Source organism: Trinickia sp. (assembly GCF_057351765.1).
This window is the reverse complement of the sequence record NZ_JBMRBK010000049.1, coordinates 14,662-33,259: the sequence shown is the minus strand read 5'-3', so window position 1 is coordinate 33,259 and position 18,598 is coordinate 14,662. Positions and strand designations below refer to the sequence as shown.

Genomic DNA, 18,598 nt, shown 5'->3' with positions numbered 1-18,598 from the left:
CGTTCGAGCAACAATTCGCGCTCGCGTCCGTTTTGCGTCATCGCGGCGGCGCGCTCGAATTCGGCGCGGGCCGCCTCGTGCCGGCCGAGCTTCGCGAGCAGGTCGCCGCGCACGCTCGGCAGCCAGTGATAGCGCGCAAGCAACGGCTCGCCCGATAGCTGCTCGACGACGGCGAACCCCGCTTCCGGTCCGAACGCCATGCCGACCGCCACAGCGCGATTGAGTTCGACGACCGGCGAAGGCGCGACTTGCACCAGCGCATCGTAAAGCGCGACGATTTGAGCCCAATCGGTTTCGGCGGCGCTATGCGCTCGCGCGTGGCAGGCCGCAAGTGCCGCTTGCAGTGCGTAGGGCCCCAGCGTGCCGCCGAGCGACTCGGCCCGCTCGAGTGCGGCCAGCCCACGCCGAATCAGCAGCGGGTCCCAGCGTGAGCGGTCCTGATCGGCAAGCAGGACAGGGCGTCCGTTCGCATCGGTGCGCGCGTGAAGGCGCGACGCCTGCAGTTCCATCAGTGCCACCAGCCCATGTACTTCGCTTTCTTCTTTTGCCAGTTCGGCAAGAATGCGGCCGAGCCTCAGCGCTTCGTCGCATAGGGCGGGGCGCATCCAGTCGTCGCCCGCCGTCGCCGCATAGCCTTCGTTGAAAATCAGATAGATCACTTCGAGGACCGACGCCAGTCGCGTAGCGCGTTCGTCGGCCCGCGGTACTTCGAACGGAACCTTGGCGGCGGAAAGTGTCCGTTTCGCTCGGACGATGCGCTGCGCGATCGTCGGCTCCGAGACGAGAAACGCGCGTGCGATCTCATGCGTCGTGAGCCCGCCCAGGAGCCGCAAGGTCAAGGCCACGCGGGCATCGGTCGACAGCACCGGGTGGCAGGCGGTGAACACGAGGCGCAAGAGATCGTCGCCGATGTCGTCCGCGCGCGCAGCATCGAGCCCGTCGACGAAATCGGGCGTGATATGCGCTTCGAGCGCGTCGAGGTCGCGGCCGATCGCTTCGTGCTTGCGGGCATGCAGCGCATCGAGCCGCAGCTTGTCGAGCGCGCGATGCTTGACCGTGGCCATCAGCCAGGCGCCGGGATTGTCGGGCACGCCCTCGCGCGGCCAATGTTCGAGCGCGGCCACGAGCGCATCCTGCGCCAGTTCCTCCGCCACGCCGATATCGCGCACGAGCCGCGCCGCGTGCGCCACGACGCGCGCGGCCTCGATGCGCCAGACGGCCTCGATTGCGCGGTGCGTCGCGTTCGTCGTTTCCATCGTTTTCACCGTCGCTCAGCTCCGTATCGTCTGGCGCTCATGTTCGTGTGTCGCGGCGCCTGCGGTGCCCGGCTCGAAATCTTCCAGCTCGAACACCTCGCGCACCTCGATCGTTCCTTCTTCCGTCTCGCCGAACGGCGCAGGGAAGCGCCGTGCCCATTCCATCGCTTCTTCGCGCGAGCGGACCTGGATCATCGTATAGCCCGCGATGAGTTCCTTGGTTTCGGCGAACGGGCCGTCGATCACGGTGCGCTTGCCGTTGGAATAGCGCACGCGCCAGCCGTTGGCGCTGGGCTTCAGACCGTTCGCGTCCAGCAGCACGCCGGCTTTCGCCAGAGCTTCGTGATAGGCGGCCATCTCGGCCATCACTTTCGCCTCGACGCCCGCGCCGGGGCGTGTCTGCGCCTCGCTCGCCCCCGTGGCTCTCACCATGATCATGAATCGCATCGCATCGCTCCTTTATCGTTGACGACCCTCGAGACGGGCCTCCTTCGATACGACGACTCGGACGCGAGCGGATCGACGTCAACCGATTCGATTAAGGGGAAACCCCTACTCGTAGCAGGGGGCGAGGCGCCGTACCTCGACCGTGCACCAGTGCGCCGCCGGGCATTCGGCGGCGACGGCGATGGCTTCTTCCTCGCGATCGCAATTGAGCAGGTAAAAGCCGCCCACCATTTCCTTGGCTTCGGCGAACGGGCCATCGACCAGCCGCCGCTCTCCGTCGCGCACCTGCACGCGCACGGACTCGCGCTGATGTGCCAGCGCTTGCGACGCGACGAGGATGCCGCGGGATTTGAGGTCGTCGGCGAAGCGAAGCATGGCGTCGTAAGCGGCGCGCCCTTCTTCGGGCGTGCGTTCATCGCGCTGATCGGTGGGCTCGACGATAAGGAGCAGGTACGACATGGTGGACTCCGGAAAAAAGGCGCGGCGCGTCTGGTCGCACCTGAAAAGTGCCCCAAGCATAGAGCACCGGCGCGCGGCGTGCCATCAACCGCGCAAGCGGCCCGTTGCCGATGCGCGGACAGTCGCGCAGCGCGCACTGCCCGGTTGCCGCGGCCCATCGGCTAAACTGCTTACCCGCCGTGCAACGCTCCCTTTCCGCCCGCCTTATGACCGACCGCGCTCGCCCGTCCGACCTCGATGCCCGACTCCAAGCCGCCTACGCGCATTTTCGCGATTCGCGTCTCGACGAAGCGGCCGCGCTGCTGCGCGAGGCGATCGAGGCCGATCCTCGCTGCGGCGACGCGCTGGAAGGACTGGCCTATATCGCGGGGCGGCAAGGCGACGCCAATGCGGCGGCCGACTACTTCGAACGCGCGCTCGCATCGTTGCCGGCCACCGCGGCTCGCTGGCACGACGCGGGCCTCGCCAACCAGGCGGCGGGGCGGCACGCGCGCGCGCTGGCCTGCTTCGACGAAGCGCTCGCGTTGTCGCCGCGTGCCGTCGCGACGCTCCATGCGGCGGCACGCTCGGCCAGCGAGATCGAGGACCATGAGCGCGCCGCCCGCGTGCTGACCACGGTGCGCGATCTCGAACCGCGGGCCTGGCAAAGCCACTACAACCTCGGCCGCGCACTCGGGCTCGCGGGCCGCTACGAGGAGGAGATCGCCGCCTACCGCCGCGCTATCGAGCTCGATCCGAAAGCCGTGGTCGCTTACATCAATCTTGGCGTTGCGTTGCGCGATCTGCATCGGTTCGACGAAGCGTTGCGCATGTTCAAGAAGGCGGTTCAGCTCGATCCCGATCATCCGGGCCCGCGCACGAACCGCGCGCAGACGAACCTGCTGCTCGGCCAGTTCGAGCACGGCTGGCGCGAATACGAATGGCGCTGGAAAGACGGCGAGCAAGTGCTGCCGTCCTGGCCGAACCCCTGGCGCGGCGAGTTGCCGATCGCGGGCAAGACGATCCTCGTTTTCAACGAGCAGGGCTTTGGCGATACGTTGCAGTTCGTGCGCTACGTCGATTGGCTGACAGCGAGCGGCGCACGCGTCGTCTTGCGCGTGCAGGACGCGCTGCTCGAGCTGTTGTCCGATTACCGCGGCGCGGCCGCCGTCATCGGGGAGAGCGAGCCGCTGCCCCCCTTCGATCTGCATTGTCCGCTGCTGAGCCTGCCGTTCGCTCTGGCCGCGCATCGCGCACCGATCCCGGCCGATATTCCCTATCTGCACGCCGATGCGGCGAAGCGGGCGCGATGGCGGGAACGGCTTACGGCTACGAATGGTCGGCTGCGCGTCGGCGTGGCCTGGAGCGGCAATACCGGCAACCTCAACGGCCGCCATCGTTCGACTTCGCTCGAGGCATGGCAACCCGTGTTCGACGCGTTCGCGGAGCGCGCGAGCTTCGTATCGCTCGTCAAGGACGTGCGGGCCGAGGATCTCGCGGTGCTGCGAAACGCGTCGGTGCTCGACGTCTCCGAAGATTTGCATACCTTTGCCGAGACCGCGGCGCTCATCGCCGAGCTCGACCTGGTGATCAGCGTCGATACCGCCGTCGCGCACCTGGCCGGCGCGCTCGGCAAGCCGGTGTGGGTGCTGCTGTCTTATACGCCGGACTGGCGCTGGGGTCTCGAGCGATCCGACACGCCGTGGTATCCGGGCGCGCGATTGATACGACAGCCTGCGCGCGGCGATTGGGCCTCCGTCATGAATACGGTACGGGACGCGTTGGCGGCAATCGCCGGTTGAGCGCCGGCGACCTACGTCGGAACGACACGGTGCGCGCCCCCGCCGCGAGCGGCAGGGGCCGCGGCTCGAGCCGGGCTACTGCGCCTGCACCCCATCGAAGTTCTGCCGCCCGAACGGGCTGACACGATAACCGCTGACGTTGGCCCGCGTAATGGCGGCCGCTGTCGGATAACCGAGCGGAATCCACAGCGCCTCGTCGTGAATGATCTTCTGGGCAGCCTCGTAGTCCTTGGCCCGCTTGGCCTGATCGGCGGTGGAGCGCCCATCGGCGATCAGCTTGTCGAGTTGCGGATCGCAATAGCGCGAGAAGTTGATGCCGGACTTCACCGCATTGCAACTGAAGAGCGGCGTCAGGTAGTTATCGGGGTCGCCGTTGTCGCCGGCCCATCCCATGAAGAGCAGGTCATGCTGGCCTTGCTTGGCATCCTTGATGAGCTGGCCCCATTCGATGACCTTGATGTCGGCTTTCACGCCTATCTTGGCAAGATCGGCCTGCAGGAGTTCCGCGCTGGCCTTCGGATTCGGATTCAGCACGCTGCCCGTCGGGCGCGTCCAGATCGTGGTTTTGAAGCCGTCCGGGAAGCCGGCGTCGCGCAACAGTTTCTTGGCCTGCTCGATGTTGTATCCGTACGGCACGATCGACTTGTCATAGCTCCAGGTATTGGGCGGATACGGATTCGTCGCCGGCTGGGCCGTATTGTCGAAGACGGTCTTCAGATAGGTGGTGCGATCGAAGGCGAGATTGAGCGCCTGCCTGACTTTCTCGTTGTCCAGCGGCTTGTGCTCGGTATTCAGTGCAACGAAGGCCGTCATGAAAGCCGGCGCCTCCACCACTTTCAGCGCTTTATCGGCCTTGGCGGCCGCCACGTCCTGCGGTTTGGGAGACAGCGCAATATCGCATTCGCGCGCCCGGACCTTCTGCGCGCGCACCGTCGCGTCGGGCGTGATCGCATAAATGAGCTTGTCGACCTTCGGCTTGGCCCCCCAGTACCGCGGGTTGGCGTCGTAGCGAATGAGCGCGTCCTTCGTGTAGCTCTTGAGCACGAACGGGCCGGTTCCGACCGGCTTGCCGTTGAGCTCGGTCTCTTTGCCCGCCTTGAGCAACTGATCGGCATACTCGGCCGAATAGATCGACGCGAATCCCATTGTCAAGACCGGTACGAACGTCGCATTCGGTTCATTGAGCTCGAACTTCACCGTCGAGTCGTCGACTTTCGTTACGGCTTTCACGAGCTTCACGAGGCCCATCGATTGCGCATGCGGAAAGCCGTTCGGGCCGGCGATCTTGTGCCAAGGGTTGTTCGCATCGAGCATGCGCGAGAACGTAAAGACGACATCGTCGGCCGTGAGCGGGCGCGTCGGCTTGAAGTAGTCGGTCTGCTGGAACTGAACGTTCGGCCGCAGATGGAACGTATAGGTGAGACCGTCGCCGCTGACGTCCCATTTATCGGCGAGTGACGGCACGACCTTCTTTTGCGCCTCGTCGTACGACACGAGCGTGTTGAAGATGACATCGGCCGACGCATTCGTCGTCACGAGCGAATTGTATTGAACGACGTCGAAGCCATCCGGGCTCGACTCGGTACAGACGGTAAGCGGCTTGGCAAGCGAGAGAGCCGGCAAGAGAGCGAGCAAGACAGCGAGCGGTTTGACGCGCATGGGTTCTCCGATTGAGCGATGCGTGATCCGCGGCTTGGCGCGGTTTGGCGCAGTTTCGTGCGTTATCGTGTTCGTTCGTGCGCCCGGGTGCATCCGCGATCTTCGACCCACTTTCGCGCGGCGCCCGGCCGCGGTCAGCTTAGACCAATGCCGCGAGCGCGACAACGGCACGAAAACTATATCGATATATCGAAACACGTGGGTGGCTACGAGCGCGCGCGGCGCGAGAGCGCTTCGCGCCGGCCGTCATCAGGCCGCCGGCTGACGTGGCTTGCGCGGTGCCTTCTCGAAGATCGCGTCGTACAGGCCGCGCGGCAGCAGCCGGAGCACGGCAGCGACGACGCGCATCGGCCACGGAAAAACCGCGAAGCGGACTTGGCGCTCGATCGCGCGGGCCGCCTTTGCGGCGAAGCGATCGGCGTCCATGAGAAAGGGCATCGGATAGGGGTTGTGCGCGGTCATGGCGGTACGGACATAGCCGGGCGCGATGGTCACGACGGCAACCCCATAAGGACGCATTTCGACGCGCAGCGATTCGAGGTAGGTAAGGGCCGCAGCCTTCGATGCGCTATAGGCGCCGGAGCCCGGCAGTCCACGTACGCCGGCCACACTGGCGATGCCGACGAGCGTGCCGCGGCGCTCCTCGCTCATTCGGGCCGCAAACGGCTCGAACGTGGCCGCCATGCCGTAGCAATTGACATCCATCACTTCGCGAAACGCGGCGAGATCGCCGTGCCCCGTCGCGACACCCTTGCTCACGCCCGCGTTGGCGATGACGATGTCGGGCAACCCGTGGGCCGCAATGAACTGCTCGGCTGCTTCGGCGAGCGCGTGCGCGTCGCGCACGTCGGCGCGGTAAGCGGCGACAGCCGTAGCGGGAAAGCGGCGGGCGAATGCATCGAGTACTTCGGTGCGCCGCGCGACGAGGCCGAGCACGGCCCCGCGGCGCGCATATTCGGTGGCGAGCGCGAGCCCGATGCCGCTCGATGCGCCCGTGATGAATACCTTGAGCGGTTCGTCCCGTCGGCGCACAGCCGGCTTACATCTTCTTGGCGCGGACCTGCGCGACGAGCGCATCGAGCACGGTCAGCGTCCCGGGCAGGCTGTTCGTCTGCGCGGGACCGGTCACGTACTTGCCTTGAACGACGAGCGTCGGCACGCCGTCGATATCGTAGTCCTTGACCATCTGGGCTGCGCGGTTGGTTTCGCTCGTAGTCGAGAACGAGTTGTAGGCGCTCAGGAACTTCTGCTTGTCGATGCCTTGCTTCGCGAGGAAATCCGCCTGCGCTTCAGGCGTGAGCAGGTAGTCCTTCTTCTGATGGATTTCGTTGAAGACCAGCGGCGTGAGCTTCTCTTCGACGCCGAGCGTCTTCAGCGCGTAATAGAGCTTCGTATGCGGGACGAACTCGGGACGGAAAGCGACCGGCACCCGTTTGAAGACGACGTCCGGCCCCTGCTTCTTGATCCACGATTCGAGATATGGCTCGAACTCGTTGCAATGCGGGCAGCCGTACCAGAAGAATTCGATGACTTCCACTTTGCCGGCGGGCACGTCCGCCGGCTGAGGCGTCTTCATGACGGTGTAGTCCTTGCCGGCGACGAGCGCCGCGGGCGCGGCTTGCGTGACGCCGACAACGGCGAGGCCGAATGCGAACAGGAAGGAACGAATCAGTTTTTTCATGGCGGTCGCGTTGATCCTGATTATTTACTGTTTCGTGAAGCGAATGACGGCCGTATCGACGCCGGCTTCCGAGAGTCGTTGGCGCGTCGCGTTCATGTCCTCGAATTTCGAGAACGGTCCGATGCGCACGCGGTAGTAGGTCGTACCGCTCGCGTCGCGTTGCGTCACTTTCGATTCGAAGCCCTGGAAGGCCAGGCGCGCGCGCTGCTGCTCGGCATCGGCCGCGGTACGGTACGAGCCCACTTGCAGGAAGTATCCCGTATTGGCCTGTGCGTTCGCGGCGCTTGCCGCGGCGGGTACCGACGCGTTGTTCGCGTGCGGCGGTGCCGGCACGCTGCCGCCCGCCGGTGCGTTGGCCGTTTGCGGCGGCTTTTTCGCCGGAGCGGCCGCGCCGCCGTTTTGCTCGGCCTGCGGGGGCTGCGCCGGTGTCGCGTTGGTTGCCGACCCGGCGGGGGGGACTTCGACGATCTGCGGCTCTTCGAGCAGGCCCGGCGCGCTTGGCTTGCCGGCTGGGGCCGTGGACTGGCCGGGCGCCGTGTTGGGCGGCGGATTCTGGGCTGCTTGCGGCACGGGCTGGCCGGGCGACTTGCCTTGCAGCGCGCGGTTCGGATCGTATTGTTGATCGGCGCCTGCGCCCGAGGCGGCGGGCGGCGCGACCTTATCGACGAATGGCGTGGGGGCGCGCGTGATGTAAAGCGCTACCACGACAGCGATCGCGAGTCCGACGATGAGTCCCAGCACGATGCCGAGGAACGTGCTCCCCGTTTGCCTGGACTGCTTGGATGCGCTGCGTGGCGAAGTGCGGCTCGGTTTGGCCATTGTCTGAATCACCTGCGAAAGAAACCCGGAAAACCCGTCGACTGAAAGCGCGCGGCGAGCGGCCCCCGATTATAGCGATGAGCCGCATGCCGCCTCGGCGTTACATTTTGGCCGGCGCCGACACGCCGATGAGGGCAAGACCGTTGGCGAGAACCTGCCGCGTCGCCGCGATGAGCGCGATGCGCGCTTCGCGCTCCGCGCGTTCGTCGACGAGGACGCGCTCGGCATTGTAGAACGAGTGGAATTCGCCTGCGAGTTCGCGCAAATAGAAGGCAATGGCGTGCGGGGCCAGTTCGGTGGCCGCGTGCGCGAGCATGTCCGGGTATTCGGCGAGTTTCGCGAGCAGCGCCATCGCGCGCGCGCTCGTGAGCGGCGTAACGTCGCAGGTGCCGAGCGCGGCTTCGTCGCCGTTGAAGCGCGCCTTCCACTCGGCCAGTACCGACGAAATCCGCGCGTGCGCATATTGCACGTAATAGACGGGGTTTTCGTCGTTTTGCTTGAGCGCGAGGTCGACGTCGAAGACGAATTCGGTATCGGCCTTGCGCGAGATCAGGAAAAAGCGCACCGCGTCGCGCCCGCGCCGGATCGTCGCTTCGTCGAGCAGATCGGGCGCCGCTTCCGAGCCCGGGGCCGCGCCGCCCGACCATTCGATCAAATCGCGCACGGTGACATAGCTGCCCGCGCGTTTGGAGATCTTGACCTCCTGGCCGTCGCGCATGACGGTCACCATCTTGTGCAGCACATAGTCGGGGTAGCCCTGCGGGATGCCCACGTTCAAGGCCTGCAGCCCCGCGCGTACGCGTGCGATCGTGCCGTGATGGTCCGAGCCCTGGACGTTGATGACCTTGGCGAAGCCGCGCTCCCATTTCGTGACGTGATAGGCGACATCGGGCACGAAGTAGGTATAGCTGCCGTCGGACTTGCGCATGACGCGATCCTTGTCGTCGCCATACTCGGTCGTGCGCAGCCAGAGCGCGCCTTCCTGCTCGAACGTCTTGCCGGCCGCGATCAGCGCTCGCACCGTCTCGTCGACGCGCCCGTGCGTATAGAGCGACGACTCGAGATAGTACTGATCGAACTTCACGCCGAATGCCTGCAGGTCCATGTCCTGTTCGTGACGCAGATAGGCGACGGCAAACCGGCGGATCGCGTCGAGATCCTCGGGGTCGCCCGCGCCCTTCACGGGCTCTCCGTCCTTGGCCGCTACCGTCTCGCCGTTCAGGTAATCGCGCGCGATGTCGGCAATGTACTCGCCGTTGTACGCCGATTCGGGCCAGCCCGTATCGCCGGGCTTGAGCCCGCGTGCGCGCGCTTGCGTCGAGATGGCGAGGTTGCGGATCTGCACGCCTGCATCGTTGTAGTAGAACTCGCGATGCACATCGAAGCCCTGGCTTGCGAGCAGATTGGCCAGCGCGTCGCCGAGCGCCGCTTGCCGTCCGTGGCCGACATGCAGCGGCCCGGTCGGATTGGCCGAGACGAACTCGACGAGCACGCGCTGACCCGTTGCGCGCCTGGCGCGCCCGAATGCCTCGCCGGCGCTCAGCACGGCCGCTACCGCTGCCTGTTTGGCGGCATTCGCGAGGCGCAGGTTGATGAAGCCCGGGCCCGCGATTTCCGCGCTTTCGATCAGATCGCGCGCCCCAGGCGCGGCCATCAGCGCGTCGACGATGCGTTGCGCGAGCTCGCGCGGGTTCGTCTTGAGCGGCTTGGCGAGCTGCATCGCGGCATTGCAGGCGATGTCGCCGTGCGCGGCCACCTTGGGCCGCTCGAGCACGATCGCGGGCAGCGCGGGCGCGGCAGCGCCGTCCGGCTCGGTGGTGACTTGGCGAATGCTCGCGGCGAGCAGGGATTCAAGCGTTTCTTTCTGATCAGGCAGCATGCTGTTTCGTGCGAATCGAGTGAGGCGGTCCCGCGCGTGCGGACCGGCAGGAGGCAGGCGCTCGCTTGCAAGCGGGCGGCGCGCCGAAGGCAGCCGGCGCGAGCCCTGGACGTCGAATGACGGTGCGGCGCACCATACCATGCGACGATGCGTTTTTCGGTCTAGCCGGATTTTAGCAGGTGCTAATATCTCGAATCAGAAGCCCTCGCGCGGGGCCGCCAGTCGGAGTGCGCCGGGGCGTTTAGATTCGACAGAAAAACGTAAGGAATGCTCATGTTGATCACCTTCAAATGCCGCTCGGCGCCGGACGTCGTCATGCTGGAAAATCTGGCCCAGTACCTCGTCGGCATAGTCGGCAAGAAACTGGGCGAGCGCGGCGTCATAACCCATGACGAGCTCGATGCGGCCATCAAGCGGCTCGAGGCCGCGATCGTCGTCGACAAGAAGGAAACCGCCGAGCACGAAGGCCATTTTCACGAGGGCGAGGAAGGCCACGAGCCGCACGAGCTGCCGATCGGGCTCGCTCAGCGCGCCTATCCGTTTCTCGATATGCTGCGCGCGGCAAAAAAGGAGAACACGGACGTGCTTTGGGGCGTCTGACCGCGTTTATTGGGCGTACTGCTGCAAAAGGGCGTTTTCCTCCTGCCGCTGGCGCGCCTCCAGTTCCTTGAAGGCAGCCGCATAGGCTGCTTGCGCCTCGATATGTGCCTCGCCGGCCGGCGGGATCGGGCGATCATAGAGCGGATCGCTCGCGAATTTCTCCTCGAGCTTGTCGAACACCTCGTGATGAATCAGCCGGGTGCCCGCGCACCAGGTGTCGTGGCCGAGGCGGTAGGCGCGCATGACTTCGGGATCGGATGCCTGCTGCCGAACCGCTTCGGTCAGATTCCGCAGATCCTGCTTCGTCAGGGCGCTCGTCAAGTCGAACTGTATGCTCCTGGGCGTGCTGTCCGGCAGGCGTAGCGTTTTATACAGCGAAGCCTTCGCATGAAGCATGGTTTCGAGCGGCTCGTAGGTCAAGCTGGTCCAGCGCCGCGCAAGGTCGTCGTGCGTTCGCAGCAGTGCCAGCTGCGCTTCCAGATGCTGCTTCTCGTCGGCGGACAGTGCCCCGCTATCCATGCCGCTATCCAGTTGTTCTCGTATATCCTCCTGCGCGTCTGTGAGCCGGGCCAGAATAGCCATACGTTCGTGCTCCGAGCGGTGAGGCTCGACCGACTGATTCGCCAGTCGCCCCAATTCAGGCGATATCTCCGTCAAGGCCTGGCGGTGCTCGGGCAGCAGCCTGTTGCATTCGGCGAGCGTGTGTCCGATGAAGCGATGAACCTCGGTCTCGAGTGCCGATAGCCGGAATTGGGCGTCCGTCCATTCTCTCAACCCCGTCTCGCCCATCCGTCCGGCCTTGATCTCCGTCAGTACCTTGTGCTTCTGAACGGCGTTGACGATCGACGAAAACCCTTCGGCGACATTGTCCGAGCATGAGCCCAGGGCGTTGACGGACATCGCGAAGACGAATTCGCGCAGTTCGGCATCCTGCGAGATGGCATTCAATACGTCGGTGCCTGCCCGCATCGTCGGGTGATTGTGGAGATTGGGCGTGTTGGTGGTAACTACGTCTTCGAGGGTGCGGGCCAATACTCGGGCAAACGCGCGGGCGCCTACGCCGTCATCGAAACGGCCGGCATCGGGCATCGCGGGCTGGCGCGCAAAATACAGAAAACGGTTGATCTCGGCGCCAAGCGGCCGTTGCTGAGCGTCGATGTCGTCGGATTCCGATCCGATAACCGACGGGATGTCGTTCTCGCTCGAATCGACGCGATGGCCTTCTTCCGCAAGCCCGGTCGGACCGGACGCACGGAGCAACAATCGCTCCACGGGCGCGATCGTTCCCTCGCTGCGCGCATGATAGGCGAGGCGCGACGCCGCCACGTTGCGCAGATGCTCGCTGACGTACGGATCGTCGATCATCTTCATGAAGTTGTTGAACGCAGTGGCATACTCCGGGCGCTCTGCGTCGGCGTAGTACCTGTTGCGCGTCCTGTAAAGCAGGGGCAACGCCACCGGCGCACCCACGATCGTTGCCAGCGGGGCGGCGATATTTCCATACTGCTCGGCCTGGTATTGGACCCGCTGCACCTGACTATGGATGCGCAACCGGGCCTGCTGTACCGACAACCACATGGTCATCGCCTGACGGGCCTCTTCATCCGCGCCGGACCTGATCGTGAATGCGAGTGCCTGCTCCAGATCCGTGCGCTCCTGTGGCGTCAGCCCTTTCGCATACAGATACTGCTGCGATGCCGATTTCTTGAACAAGCGCTTCTCGCGCTTGGCGGACAAAGCCGACATATGCTGGATACCGTTGTGCACGTCCCAGTAGCTGGGGCTGCTGTCCGTGGCAACGGTCGTGTCGAGGCGTGCGCGCGCCGCCGCCATTGCCGACGAGGAAGCCGCAGGCGTTGGCGAAGCAGCAAGCGTTGGCGAAGCGGCAGGCGTTGACGGCGGAACTGACGCTGGTGTTCGCGGCGACCTGCGCAAACCGGATAGTGCGCTCAGCATTCCGCTCGCGGAGCGCTGAGCAGGCGATGAGGTGGGCGGCTCAGGCGATGGTGGTTGTGACGGGCTGTGCCGGACAGGCAGCATCGGCGAGGCCGTATCCGTGATCAAGGGACTCGCGGTCGGCGTAAAGTGAAAACGAGACATCGTGTGGCTCCCCTCGGCCGGAAATGGGCGGCCGGCGAGTGCGGTGTTATTGGCCGGCACCGCGGGGGGAAGCCGCTTCACGCTGCCGTTTCCGCAGTACCCAGAACGCGTAAGCTACCGCGTGGCACACCCGGCCTTTGGGGGCTCGACGAAATCCCTCGTCGCTTGGCGAAATGGCGGCCGCCGTCGGGCGGCCCGCCATTTCAGAGCTGCGGCGCGAGCGCCCGCTCGGCGTCGGGCAGGGAGAGGCCCATACGGCGCGCGTAGTCCTCGAGCTGATCCCGGCCGATCTTGCCGACCGAGAAGTAGCGGCTATCCGGATGCGCAAGGTAGAACCCCGACACGCTGGCGGCCGGCAGCATGGCCAGTGAATCGGTGACGCTCATTCCCACTTCTTCTGCTTTGAGTACCCTGAAAAGATCGCGTTTGACGAGGTGATCGGGGCACGCCGGATAACCGGGCGCGGGGCGAATGCCGGTATAGCGCTCGGCGATGAGCGCCTCGTTGTCGAGCGCCTCGTTTGCCGCGTAGCCCCACAGGTCGCGCCGCACACGCGCGTGGAGCGCTTCGGCGAACGCTTCCGCGAGGCGGTCGGCGAGCGCCTTGAGCATGATCGCGCTGTAGTCGTCGAGATCGGCGAGAAACTGCTTTTCCTTGACGTCGACGCCGATGCCGGCCGTGACCGCGAAAAGCCCGATGTAGTCGGCAATGCCCGAATCCTTCGGGGCAATGAAATCGGCAAGCGAACGGTTCGCCCGCATCACGCCGTCGACGACGGGCCGCACGCTTTGCTGACGCAGATTGCGCCAGGTCAGCGCAACTTCGCTGCGCGAGTCGTCGGTATAGATCTCGATGTCGTCGTCTCCGACGGTATTGGCCGGCAACAGGGCCAGCACGCCGTTCGCGGTGAGCCAACGGCCCTGGATCAACCGCGCGAGCATGGTCTTCGCATCGGAGAACACGCGCCGCGCCGATTCGCCGACGATCTCGTCGTTGAGGATCGCGGGGTAGGGTCCCGCAAGGTCCCAGGTCTGGAAGAACGGGCCCCAATCGATGTAATTGACGAGTTCGTTCAGATCGTAGTTCTTGACCACGCGCCGCCCGGCGGCTCTGGGCTTGACGGGTTTGAAATGCGCCCAATCGATCTTCGTCTTGTTCGCGCGGGCCGCCGCGAGCGTGACGAGCGGCTGCGTCTTTCGGTTCGCGTGCTGCTGCCTGATCCGCTCGTACTCCGTCTTGATCTCTTCGAGATATCGGGTTGCGCCTTCGTCCGAGAGCAGGCTCGAGGCGACCGACACCGAGCGCGACGCGTCGGGCACGTAGACCACGGGCCCTTCGTAGTGCGGCGCGATCTTGACGGCGGTATGCACGCGCGAGGTGGTGGCGCCGCCGATCAAGAGCGGAATCTTCTTCACGCGGAAATATTCGTCGCGCTGCATTTCGGACGCAACATAGGCCATCTCTTCGAGGCTCGGCGTAATAAGTCCCGACAAGCCGACGATATCGGCGCCTTCGACCTTCGCCTTCGCGAGGATCTCGTTACACGGCACCATGACGCCCATGTTCACGACTTCGAAGTTATTGCACTGAAGCACGACCGAAACGATGTTCTTGCCGATATCGTGGACATCGCCCTTGACGGTGGCGATGACGATCTTGCCCTTCGCACGCACATCGCCGCCGGCTGCGGCCAGCAGCTTTTTTTCCGCTTCGATGAACGGAATCAGATGCGCGACGGCCTGCTTCATGACACGCGCCGATTTCACGACCTGCGGCAGGAACATCTTGCCCTGCCCGAACAGGTCGCCGACGATGTTCATGCCGTCCATGAGCGGGCCTTCGATCACGTTGATCGGGCGTCCGCCCGCCGCGTCGATTTTCTGGCGCGCCTCTTCCGTGTCTTCGACGATGAACGTGGTGATGCCGAGCACGAGTGCGTGTGCGAGGCGTGCCTCGACGGGCTGGTTGCGCCACTCGAGGTTTTCTTCCTTCTTCGCGGCGCCGGTCTTGAATCGATCGGCGATCTCGAGAAGCCGGTCGGTCGCATCGGTGCGGCGATTCAGAATGACATCCTCGACACGCTCGCGAAGCTCGGCGTCGAGATCGGCATACACGCCGAGCTGACCGGCATTGACGATCCCCATGTCCATGCCCGCCTGAATGGCGTGGTAGAGGAACACGGTATGGATGGCTTCGCGCACCGGATCGTTGCCGCGAAACGAGAACGACACGTTCGACACACCGCCGCTCACCTTCGCGTACGGCAGGTTTTGCTTGATCCAGCGCGTTGCCTGGATGAAGTCGACCGCGTAGTTGTTGTGCTCCTCGATGCCCGTTGCCACCGCGAAGATGTTCGGATCGAAGATGATGTCCTCGGGCGGGAAGCCCACTTCATCGACGAGGATCCGGTACGAGCGTGCGCAGATTTGCGTCTTGCGCTCGAAGGTGTCGGCCTGGCCTTGTTCGTCGAAGGCCATGACGACGGCCGCGGCCCCGTAGCGGCGAATGAGACGCGCGTGATGGCGAAAGGCGTCTTCGCCCTCTTTCATCGAGATCGAATTGACGATGGCCTTGCCCTGCACGCACTTCAGGCCTGCTTCGATCACCTCCCACTTCGAGGAATCGATCATGATCGGCACGCGCGCGATGTCGGGCTCCGAGGCGATCAGATTCAGGAAGCGGACCATCGCCGCTTTCGAATCGAGCATCGCCTCGTCCATGTTGATGTCGATGACTTGCGCGCCGTTTTCGACCTGCTGGCGCGCCACCGCAAGCGCCTCGTCGAACTGGCCGTTCAGGATCATGCGCGCGAATGCCTTCGAGCCCGTGACGTTCGTGCGCTCGCCGACGTTGATGAAAAGCGCGCCGGTCGAGACGTTGAACGGTTCGAGGCCGGCAAGGCGCATCGTGTGCTCGGTCATGCTCATTCGGCCTTCTCCCGATAGTGGGCCCATGTTCGCGGTTTGACGCCGGCAAGCGCCTTCGCGATCGCCGCGATATGCTCGGGCGTCGTTCCGCAGCAGCCGCCCGCGATATTGACGAGCCCGGCTTCGGCGAATTCCTTCAGCAGTCCCGAAGTATCGGCCGGTGTCTCGTCGAAGCCCGTATCGCTCATGGGATTCGGCAGTCCGGCGTTCGGGTAGCACGAGACGTAGACGTCGCAAAGCTTCGCGAGCTCGGCGATGTAAGGCCGCATCAACGCGGCGCCGAGCGCGCAATTCAAACCGAACGTAAGCGGCCTCGCGTGCCGCAGCGAATTCCAGAACGCTTCGACCGTCTGACCCGAGAGAATGCGGCCCGAGGCATCGGTTACCGTGCCCGAGATCATGATCGGCAAGCGCTCGCCGGTGTTTTCGAACAATTCGTCGAGCGCGAAGAGCGCGGCTTTCGCGTTCAGCGTGTCGAAGATCGTTTCGACGAGAAAAAGATCGACCCCGCCCTCGAGCAGCGCTTGCGCCTGCTCGTAGTAGGCGGCGCGCAGTTCGTCGAACGTCACGTTGCGCGCTGCCGGGTCGTTGACGTCGGGCGAGATGCTCGCCGTCTTCGGCGTCGGCCCGATCGCGCCGGCCACGAAGCGCGGTTTGTCGGGCGTCGAGTATTTGTCGCAGGCCGCCCGCGCGAGTTGCGCCGACGCCAGATTCATCTCTCGGGCGAGCGCTTCCATGCCGTAGTCGGCCTGCGCGATGGCTGTGGCACCGAACGTGTTCGTCTCGACGATATCGGCCCCGGCCGCCAGATACTGCTCGTGGATTTCGCTGATGATCTGCGGCTGGGTGATCGAAAGCAGCTCGTTGTTGCCTTTCACGTCGCGCTCGAAATCCTTGAAACGCTCGCCGCGGTAGCGCGCTTCGTCGAGCTTGTAGCGCTGGATCATCGTACCCATGGCCCCATCGAGAATGAGGATGCGCGATGCGAGCAGTGCCGGCAGCGCGTGGGCACGCGTATAGGTCGTTGCGCCGGCCGCGGCGGTGTCGACGGATGGGGCGGCTTGCGAGGTCATGGCTAAAGGGGCGTGAGCCCGAGCACGTTGGGAGCCCGATATTGTAGCGGTTGCGGCTCGACATCGCCGGCACCGCCGGCGCGGGCCCGTGGCGATCGAAAAAGACGAAACCCCCGCCGGCGGATGCCGGACAGGGGTTGGCAGTAGGTTACGGGAGGAGCGGCGCTGCCCGGGCGCGGCTCCGCTCGTACGTCAGTGCAGCACGACGGGCTGGTTCATCAGGCTGTCGAACTGACCGAGGAACTCGTCCACTTCGTCGAGGCTAGGCTCCTCTTCGATCAGCTTGCGGACGTGTTCGCGAAAACGTGCCGCCATCGCGCCGTCGATGAAGATCTCGCGCTGCGTGTTCTTGTCTACGATTTCGTAGCCGCCCGCGTTCATCGCGAGGTGGCCGGCCTGCGGCGCGAACTCGACGACACAATAATTAGGGCTGTTGTAGATCATTTGCATGGCGACACTCCTTATTCCGTTTGGCTCCTGGCCGCTTTCCGCCCTGTAATTGGAGCGTTGTGTATGGAATTTCAAGGGGTGGGTCTTAAACGACGCTTAAACCGTGCAAGAAACATACATCGAATTCGAAACAAAGCGTCGCGGACCTGAAAGTTAGACCCCGGTCATACAAAACGTTCGAGCGGCGAAGGGACATTCGAGGCGTGCAACGTGGGCCCGACCACACTACTCGGATGCGCCCTTCCGCGGCTGCTCAGGCCGCCGGTTTAGGGTTCTTCGCGTGTCGGAACTGGTACCGGCACAACGTCGGGCCGCTCGCCCGTCGTCATCTGTGCGGATGCATTTTCCGCGCCCGGCGCGGCGAGCGGGCCCCGCCAGACGAGTTCGATCCGCGTACCGTTCGGTTCAGTCTGCGTAATTCTTGCCGGCAACCAGCCGAGCGCAGGCGCGAGCCAGACATCGATGCGGCGCATGTCGCCGGCGTGCCGAGGCGCCCGGGTGAAGTGCCGCGCGCCGATGTAACCGGCGGCGGTACGCACGGTTTCGTCGCCGACTGTCTCGATCGGCCAGGTTTCGCCGCTATCGTCGTCGGCTACATAGAAATTGCGTGTCACGCCCGGCCGGTAAGCATCGGGATTGCCGCGCACGAGACTGGCGAGCTGCATCACCATGCTGAAGCGGTCCTGCGCGCCGTCGGGCAACGCCAGTGTTGCGCTCGTGCGCGTGAAAGCGATGCGGTGGGCCGTGCGATCGAAAGTGGTCACTTGCTCCGGGCGTCGGCCGCGACGCTCGACATAGCGCTCCGGCGCGAGCCCGAAGGCATCGATGCGCCCCTCGCTGGCATAAGTGAACGTGCCGACGAACGGCAGAGGCACGGAGACCACTATCTGATAGCCGGTGGCATCGCTCGTCCACTGGATCGTGCCAGGCGCGTTTTGCACGCCGTTGTAAAACGTGTCGTAGTTCAGATTGCCCGACGGCGGCACCGAAAATTTCACTCCGACCGCTTTGTCCTGTGCCGTGCCGGCGCCGTCGGCCGACGCGCCGCCGGCCGCAGTCGTTGCCGATGCGTTGCCCTGTCTCGTGCTCGCCGCGGTGGCGGCGTCCGCGCTCGGACTCTGCGCGGCGGCTCGCGGTGCGTCTGGCGCGATGGACTGCAGCACGTGCTGCGGTGCTTTTTCGCGCCGAACACGCGCTGCGCGCGGCGCCGCCGGTGTGCGCGTGGCACCGGGAGCCGGCTCACGCGCGATGCGCTCGGGCGTAAGGAGTGCGACCTCGACGGGCGGCTTCGCGATATCGGGCGCAAACGCATCGCGATGGCGGACGAGCCAGAGCGCGGCCATGGCATGCGCCAGCACGACGCCGGCCGCCACGAGGCCCCAGCGCCATGGCCGCGACGGCAGCGTCGCGGCGCCCGGCAGCGCTTGGGACGAATCGGCGGCGTAACTGAGTGGCATGGCGATCCAG

15 protein-coding genes are annotated in these 18,598 nt (G+C 64.9%); 2 read left to right on the top strand and 13 right to left on the bottom strand.

Annotation, left to right across the window (positions count from 1 at the left end; all coding sequences use genetic code 11):
* From ACO1XS_RS13590 to ACO1XS_RS13580, 3 genes are all read right to left on the bottom strand, one after another.
* The coding region (locus ACO1XS_RS13590; RefSeq protein WP_486390904.1) for an RNA polymerase sigma factor at positions 1 to 1,256 on the bottom strand (1,256 nt) is incomplete at its 3' end.
* 15 nt (positions 1,257 to 1,271) lie between these two features.
* Complete coding sequence (locus ACO1XS_RS13585) at positions 1,272 to 1,703, bottom strand: YciI family protein (RefSeq protein WP_486390903.1); 432 nt, start codon at positions 1,701 to 1,703, stop codon at positions 1,272 to 1,274.
* Positions 1,704 to 1,808: 105 nt separating this feature from the next.
* Positions 1,809 to 2,162: a YciI family protein gene (locus tag ACO1XS_RS13580; RefSeq protein ID WP_331570063.1), complete on the bottom strand. Its 354-nt coding sequence runs from the start codon at positions 2,160 to 2,162 to the stop codon at positions 1,809 to 1,811.
* A gap of 206 nt (positions 2,163 to 2,368) precedes the next feature.
* On the opposite strand from ACO1XS_RS13580, the gene ACO1XS_RS13575 reads away from it, so the two are divergent.
* Positions 2,369 to 3,943, top strand: a complete 1,575-nt coding sequence (locus ACO1XS_RS13575) for a tetratricopeptide repeat protein (protein WP_486390902.1) — start codon at positions 2,369 to 2,371, stop codon at positions 3,941 to 3,943.
* Positions 3,944 to 4,018: 75 nt separating this feature from the next.
* Here the strand turns inward: ACO1XS_RS13575 and ACO1XS_RS13570 are convergent, their stop codons facing one another.
* The 5 genes from ACO1XS_RS13570 to argS form a co-directional block, all read right to left on the bottom strand.
* The gene (locus ACO1XS_RS13570; protein WP_331570059.1) at positions 4,019 to 5,602 is read right to left on the bottom strand and encodes an ABC transporter substrate-binding protein; all 1,584 of its coding nucleotides are present in this window, start codon (positions 5,600 to 5,602) and stop codon (positions 4,019 to 4,021) included.
* 249 nt (positions 5,603 to 5,851) lie between these two features.
* Positions 5,852 to 6,634 (bottom strand): SDR family oxidoreductase, encoded by a 783-nt coding sequence (locus tag ACO1XS_RS13565; protein WP_486390901.1) that lies wholly within the window; start codon positions 6,632 to 6,634, stop codon positions 5,852 to 5,854.
* Positions 6,635 to 6,641: 7 nt separating this feature from the next.
* Positions 6,642 to 7,283 (bottom strand): thiol:disulfide interchange protein DsbA/DsbL, encoded by a 642-nt coding sequence (locus ACO1XS_RS13560; RefSeq protein WP_486390900.1) that lies wholly within the window; start codon positions 7,281 to 7,283, stop codon positions 6,642 to 6,644.
* 24 nt (positions 7,284 to 7,307) lie between these two features.
* Complete coding sequence (locus ACO1XS_RS13555; RefSeq protein ID WP_486390899.1) at positions 7,308 to 8,102, bottom strand: SPOR domain-containing protein; 795 nt, start codon at positions 8,100 to 8,102, stop codon at positions 7,308 to 7,310.
* 100 nt (positions 8,103 to 8,202) lie between these two features.
* Complete coding sequence (argS, locus tag ACO1XS_RS13550; RefSeq protein WP_486390898.1) at positions 8,203 to 9,981, bottom strand: arginine--tRNA ligase; 1,779 nt, start codon at positions 9,979 to 9,981, stop codon at positions 8,203 to 8,205.
* 273 nt (positions 9,982 to 10,254) lie between these two features.
* On the opposite strand from argS, the gene ACO1XS_RS13545 reads away from it, so the two are divergent.
* Positions 10,255 to 10,581 (top strand): DUF1840 domain-containing protein, encoded by a 327-nt coding sequence (locus ACO1XS_RS13545; RefSeq protein WP_481582374.1) that lies wholly within the window; start codon positions 10,255 to 10,257, stop codon positions 10,579 to 10,581.
* A 6-nt stretch (positions 10,582 to 10,587) separates the two neighbouring features.
* Here ACO1XS_RS13545 and ACO1XS_RS13540 read toward each other — a convergent pair whose 3' ends face one another.
* From ACO1XS_RS13540 to ACO1XS_RS13520, 5 genes are all read right to left on the bottom strand, one after another.
* Positions 10,588 to 12,414 carry an NEL-type E3 ubiquitin ligase domain-containing protein gene (locus tag ACO1XS_RS13540; RefSeq protein WP_486390897.1) on the bottom strand — a complete coding sequence of 609 codons (1,827 nt, stop codon included), beginning with the start codon at positions 12,412 to 12,414 and terminating at the stop codon, positions 10,588 to 10,590.
* A 470-nt stretch (positions 12,415 to 12,884) separates the two neighbouring features.
* Complete coding sequence (metH, locus tag ACO1XS_RS13535) at positions 12,885 to 15,602, bottom strand: methionine synthase (RefSeq protein ID WP_486390905.1); 2,718 nt, start codon at positions 15,600 to 15,602, stop codon at positions 12,885 to 12,887.
* A gap of 2 nt (positions 15,603 to 15,604) precedes the next feature.
* Positions 15,605 to 16,681 carry a homocysteine S-methyltransferase family protein gene (locus tag ACO1XS_RS13530; protein WP_331567053.1) on the bottom strand — a complete coding sequence of 359 codons (1,077 nt, stop codon included), beginning with the start codon at positions 16,679 to 16,681 and terminating at the stop codon, positions 15,605 to 15,607.
* Positions 16,682 to 16,873: 192 nt separating this feature from the next.
* A complete protein-coding gene (locus ACO1XS_RS13525) occupies positions 16,874 to 17,131 on the bottom strand; it encodes a BTH_I0359 family protein (protein WP_085227764.1) in 258 nt (85 codons plus the stop codon).
* A 266-nt stretch (positions 17,132 to 17,397) separates the two neighbouring features.
* Entirely contained in the window at positions 17,398 to 18,588 is a 1,191-nt protein-coding gene (locus tag ACO1XS_RS13520; RefSeq protein ID WP_486390896.1) for a DUF3108 domain-containing protein, read from the bottom strand.
* Between the last annotated feature and the right edge of the window lie 10 nt (positions 18,589 to 18,598).

Coding starts and splice junctions, on each gene's coding strand:
- ACO1XS_RS13585 (WP_486390903.1), bottom strand. CDS start 1,703: ATGCGATTCATGATCATGGTGAGAGCCACGGGGGCGAGCGAGGCGCAG.
- ACO1XS_RS13580 (WP_331570063.1), bottom strand. CDS start 2,162: ATGTCGTACCTGCTCCTTATCGTCGAGCCCACCGATCAGCGCGATGAA.
- ACO1XS_RS13575 (WP_486390902.1), top strand. CDS start 2,369: ATGACCGACCGCGCTCGCCCGTCCGACCTCGATGCCCGACTCCAAGCC.
- ACO1XS_RS13570 (WP_331570059.1), bottom strand. CDS start 5,602: ATGCGCGTCAAACCGCTCGCTGTCTTGCTCGCTCTCTTGCCGGCTCTC.
- ACO1XS_RS13560 (WP_486390900.1), bottom strand. CDS start 7,283: ATGAAAAAACTGATTCGTTCCTTCCTGTTCGCATTCGGCCTCGCCGTT.
- ACO1XS_RS13555 (WP_486390899.1), bottom strand. CDS start 8,102: ATGGCCAAACCGAGCCGCACTTCGCCACGCAGCGCATCCAAGCAGTCC.
- argS (WP_486390898.1), bottom strand. CDS start 9,981: ATGCTGCCTGATCAGAAAGAAACGCTTGAATCCCTGCTCGCCGCGAGC.
- ACO1XS_RS13545 (WP_481582374.1), top strand. CDS start 10,255: ATGTTGATCACCTTCAAATGCCGCTCGGCGCCGGACGTCGTCATGCTG.
- ACO1XS_RS13540 (WP_486390897.1), bottom strand. CDS start 12,414: ATGGCGGCGGCGCGCGCACGCCTCGACACGACCGTTGCCACGGACAGC.
- metH (WP_486390905.1), bottom strand. CDS start 15,602: ATGACCGAGCACACGATGCGCCTTGCCGGCCTCGAACCGTTCAACGTC.
- ACO1XS_RS13530 (WP_331567053.1), bottom strand. CDS start 16,681: ATGACCTCGCAAGCCGCCCCATCCGTCGACACCGCCGCGGCCGGCGCA.
- ACO1XS_RS13525 (WP_085227764.1), bottom strand. CDS start 17,131: ATGCAAATGATCTACAACAGCCCTAATTATTGTGTCGTCGAGTTCGCG.
- ACO1XS_RS13520 (WP_486390896.1), bottom strand. CDS start 18,588: ATGCCACTCAGTTACGCCGCCGATTCGTCCCAAGCGCTGCCGGGCGCC.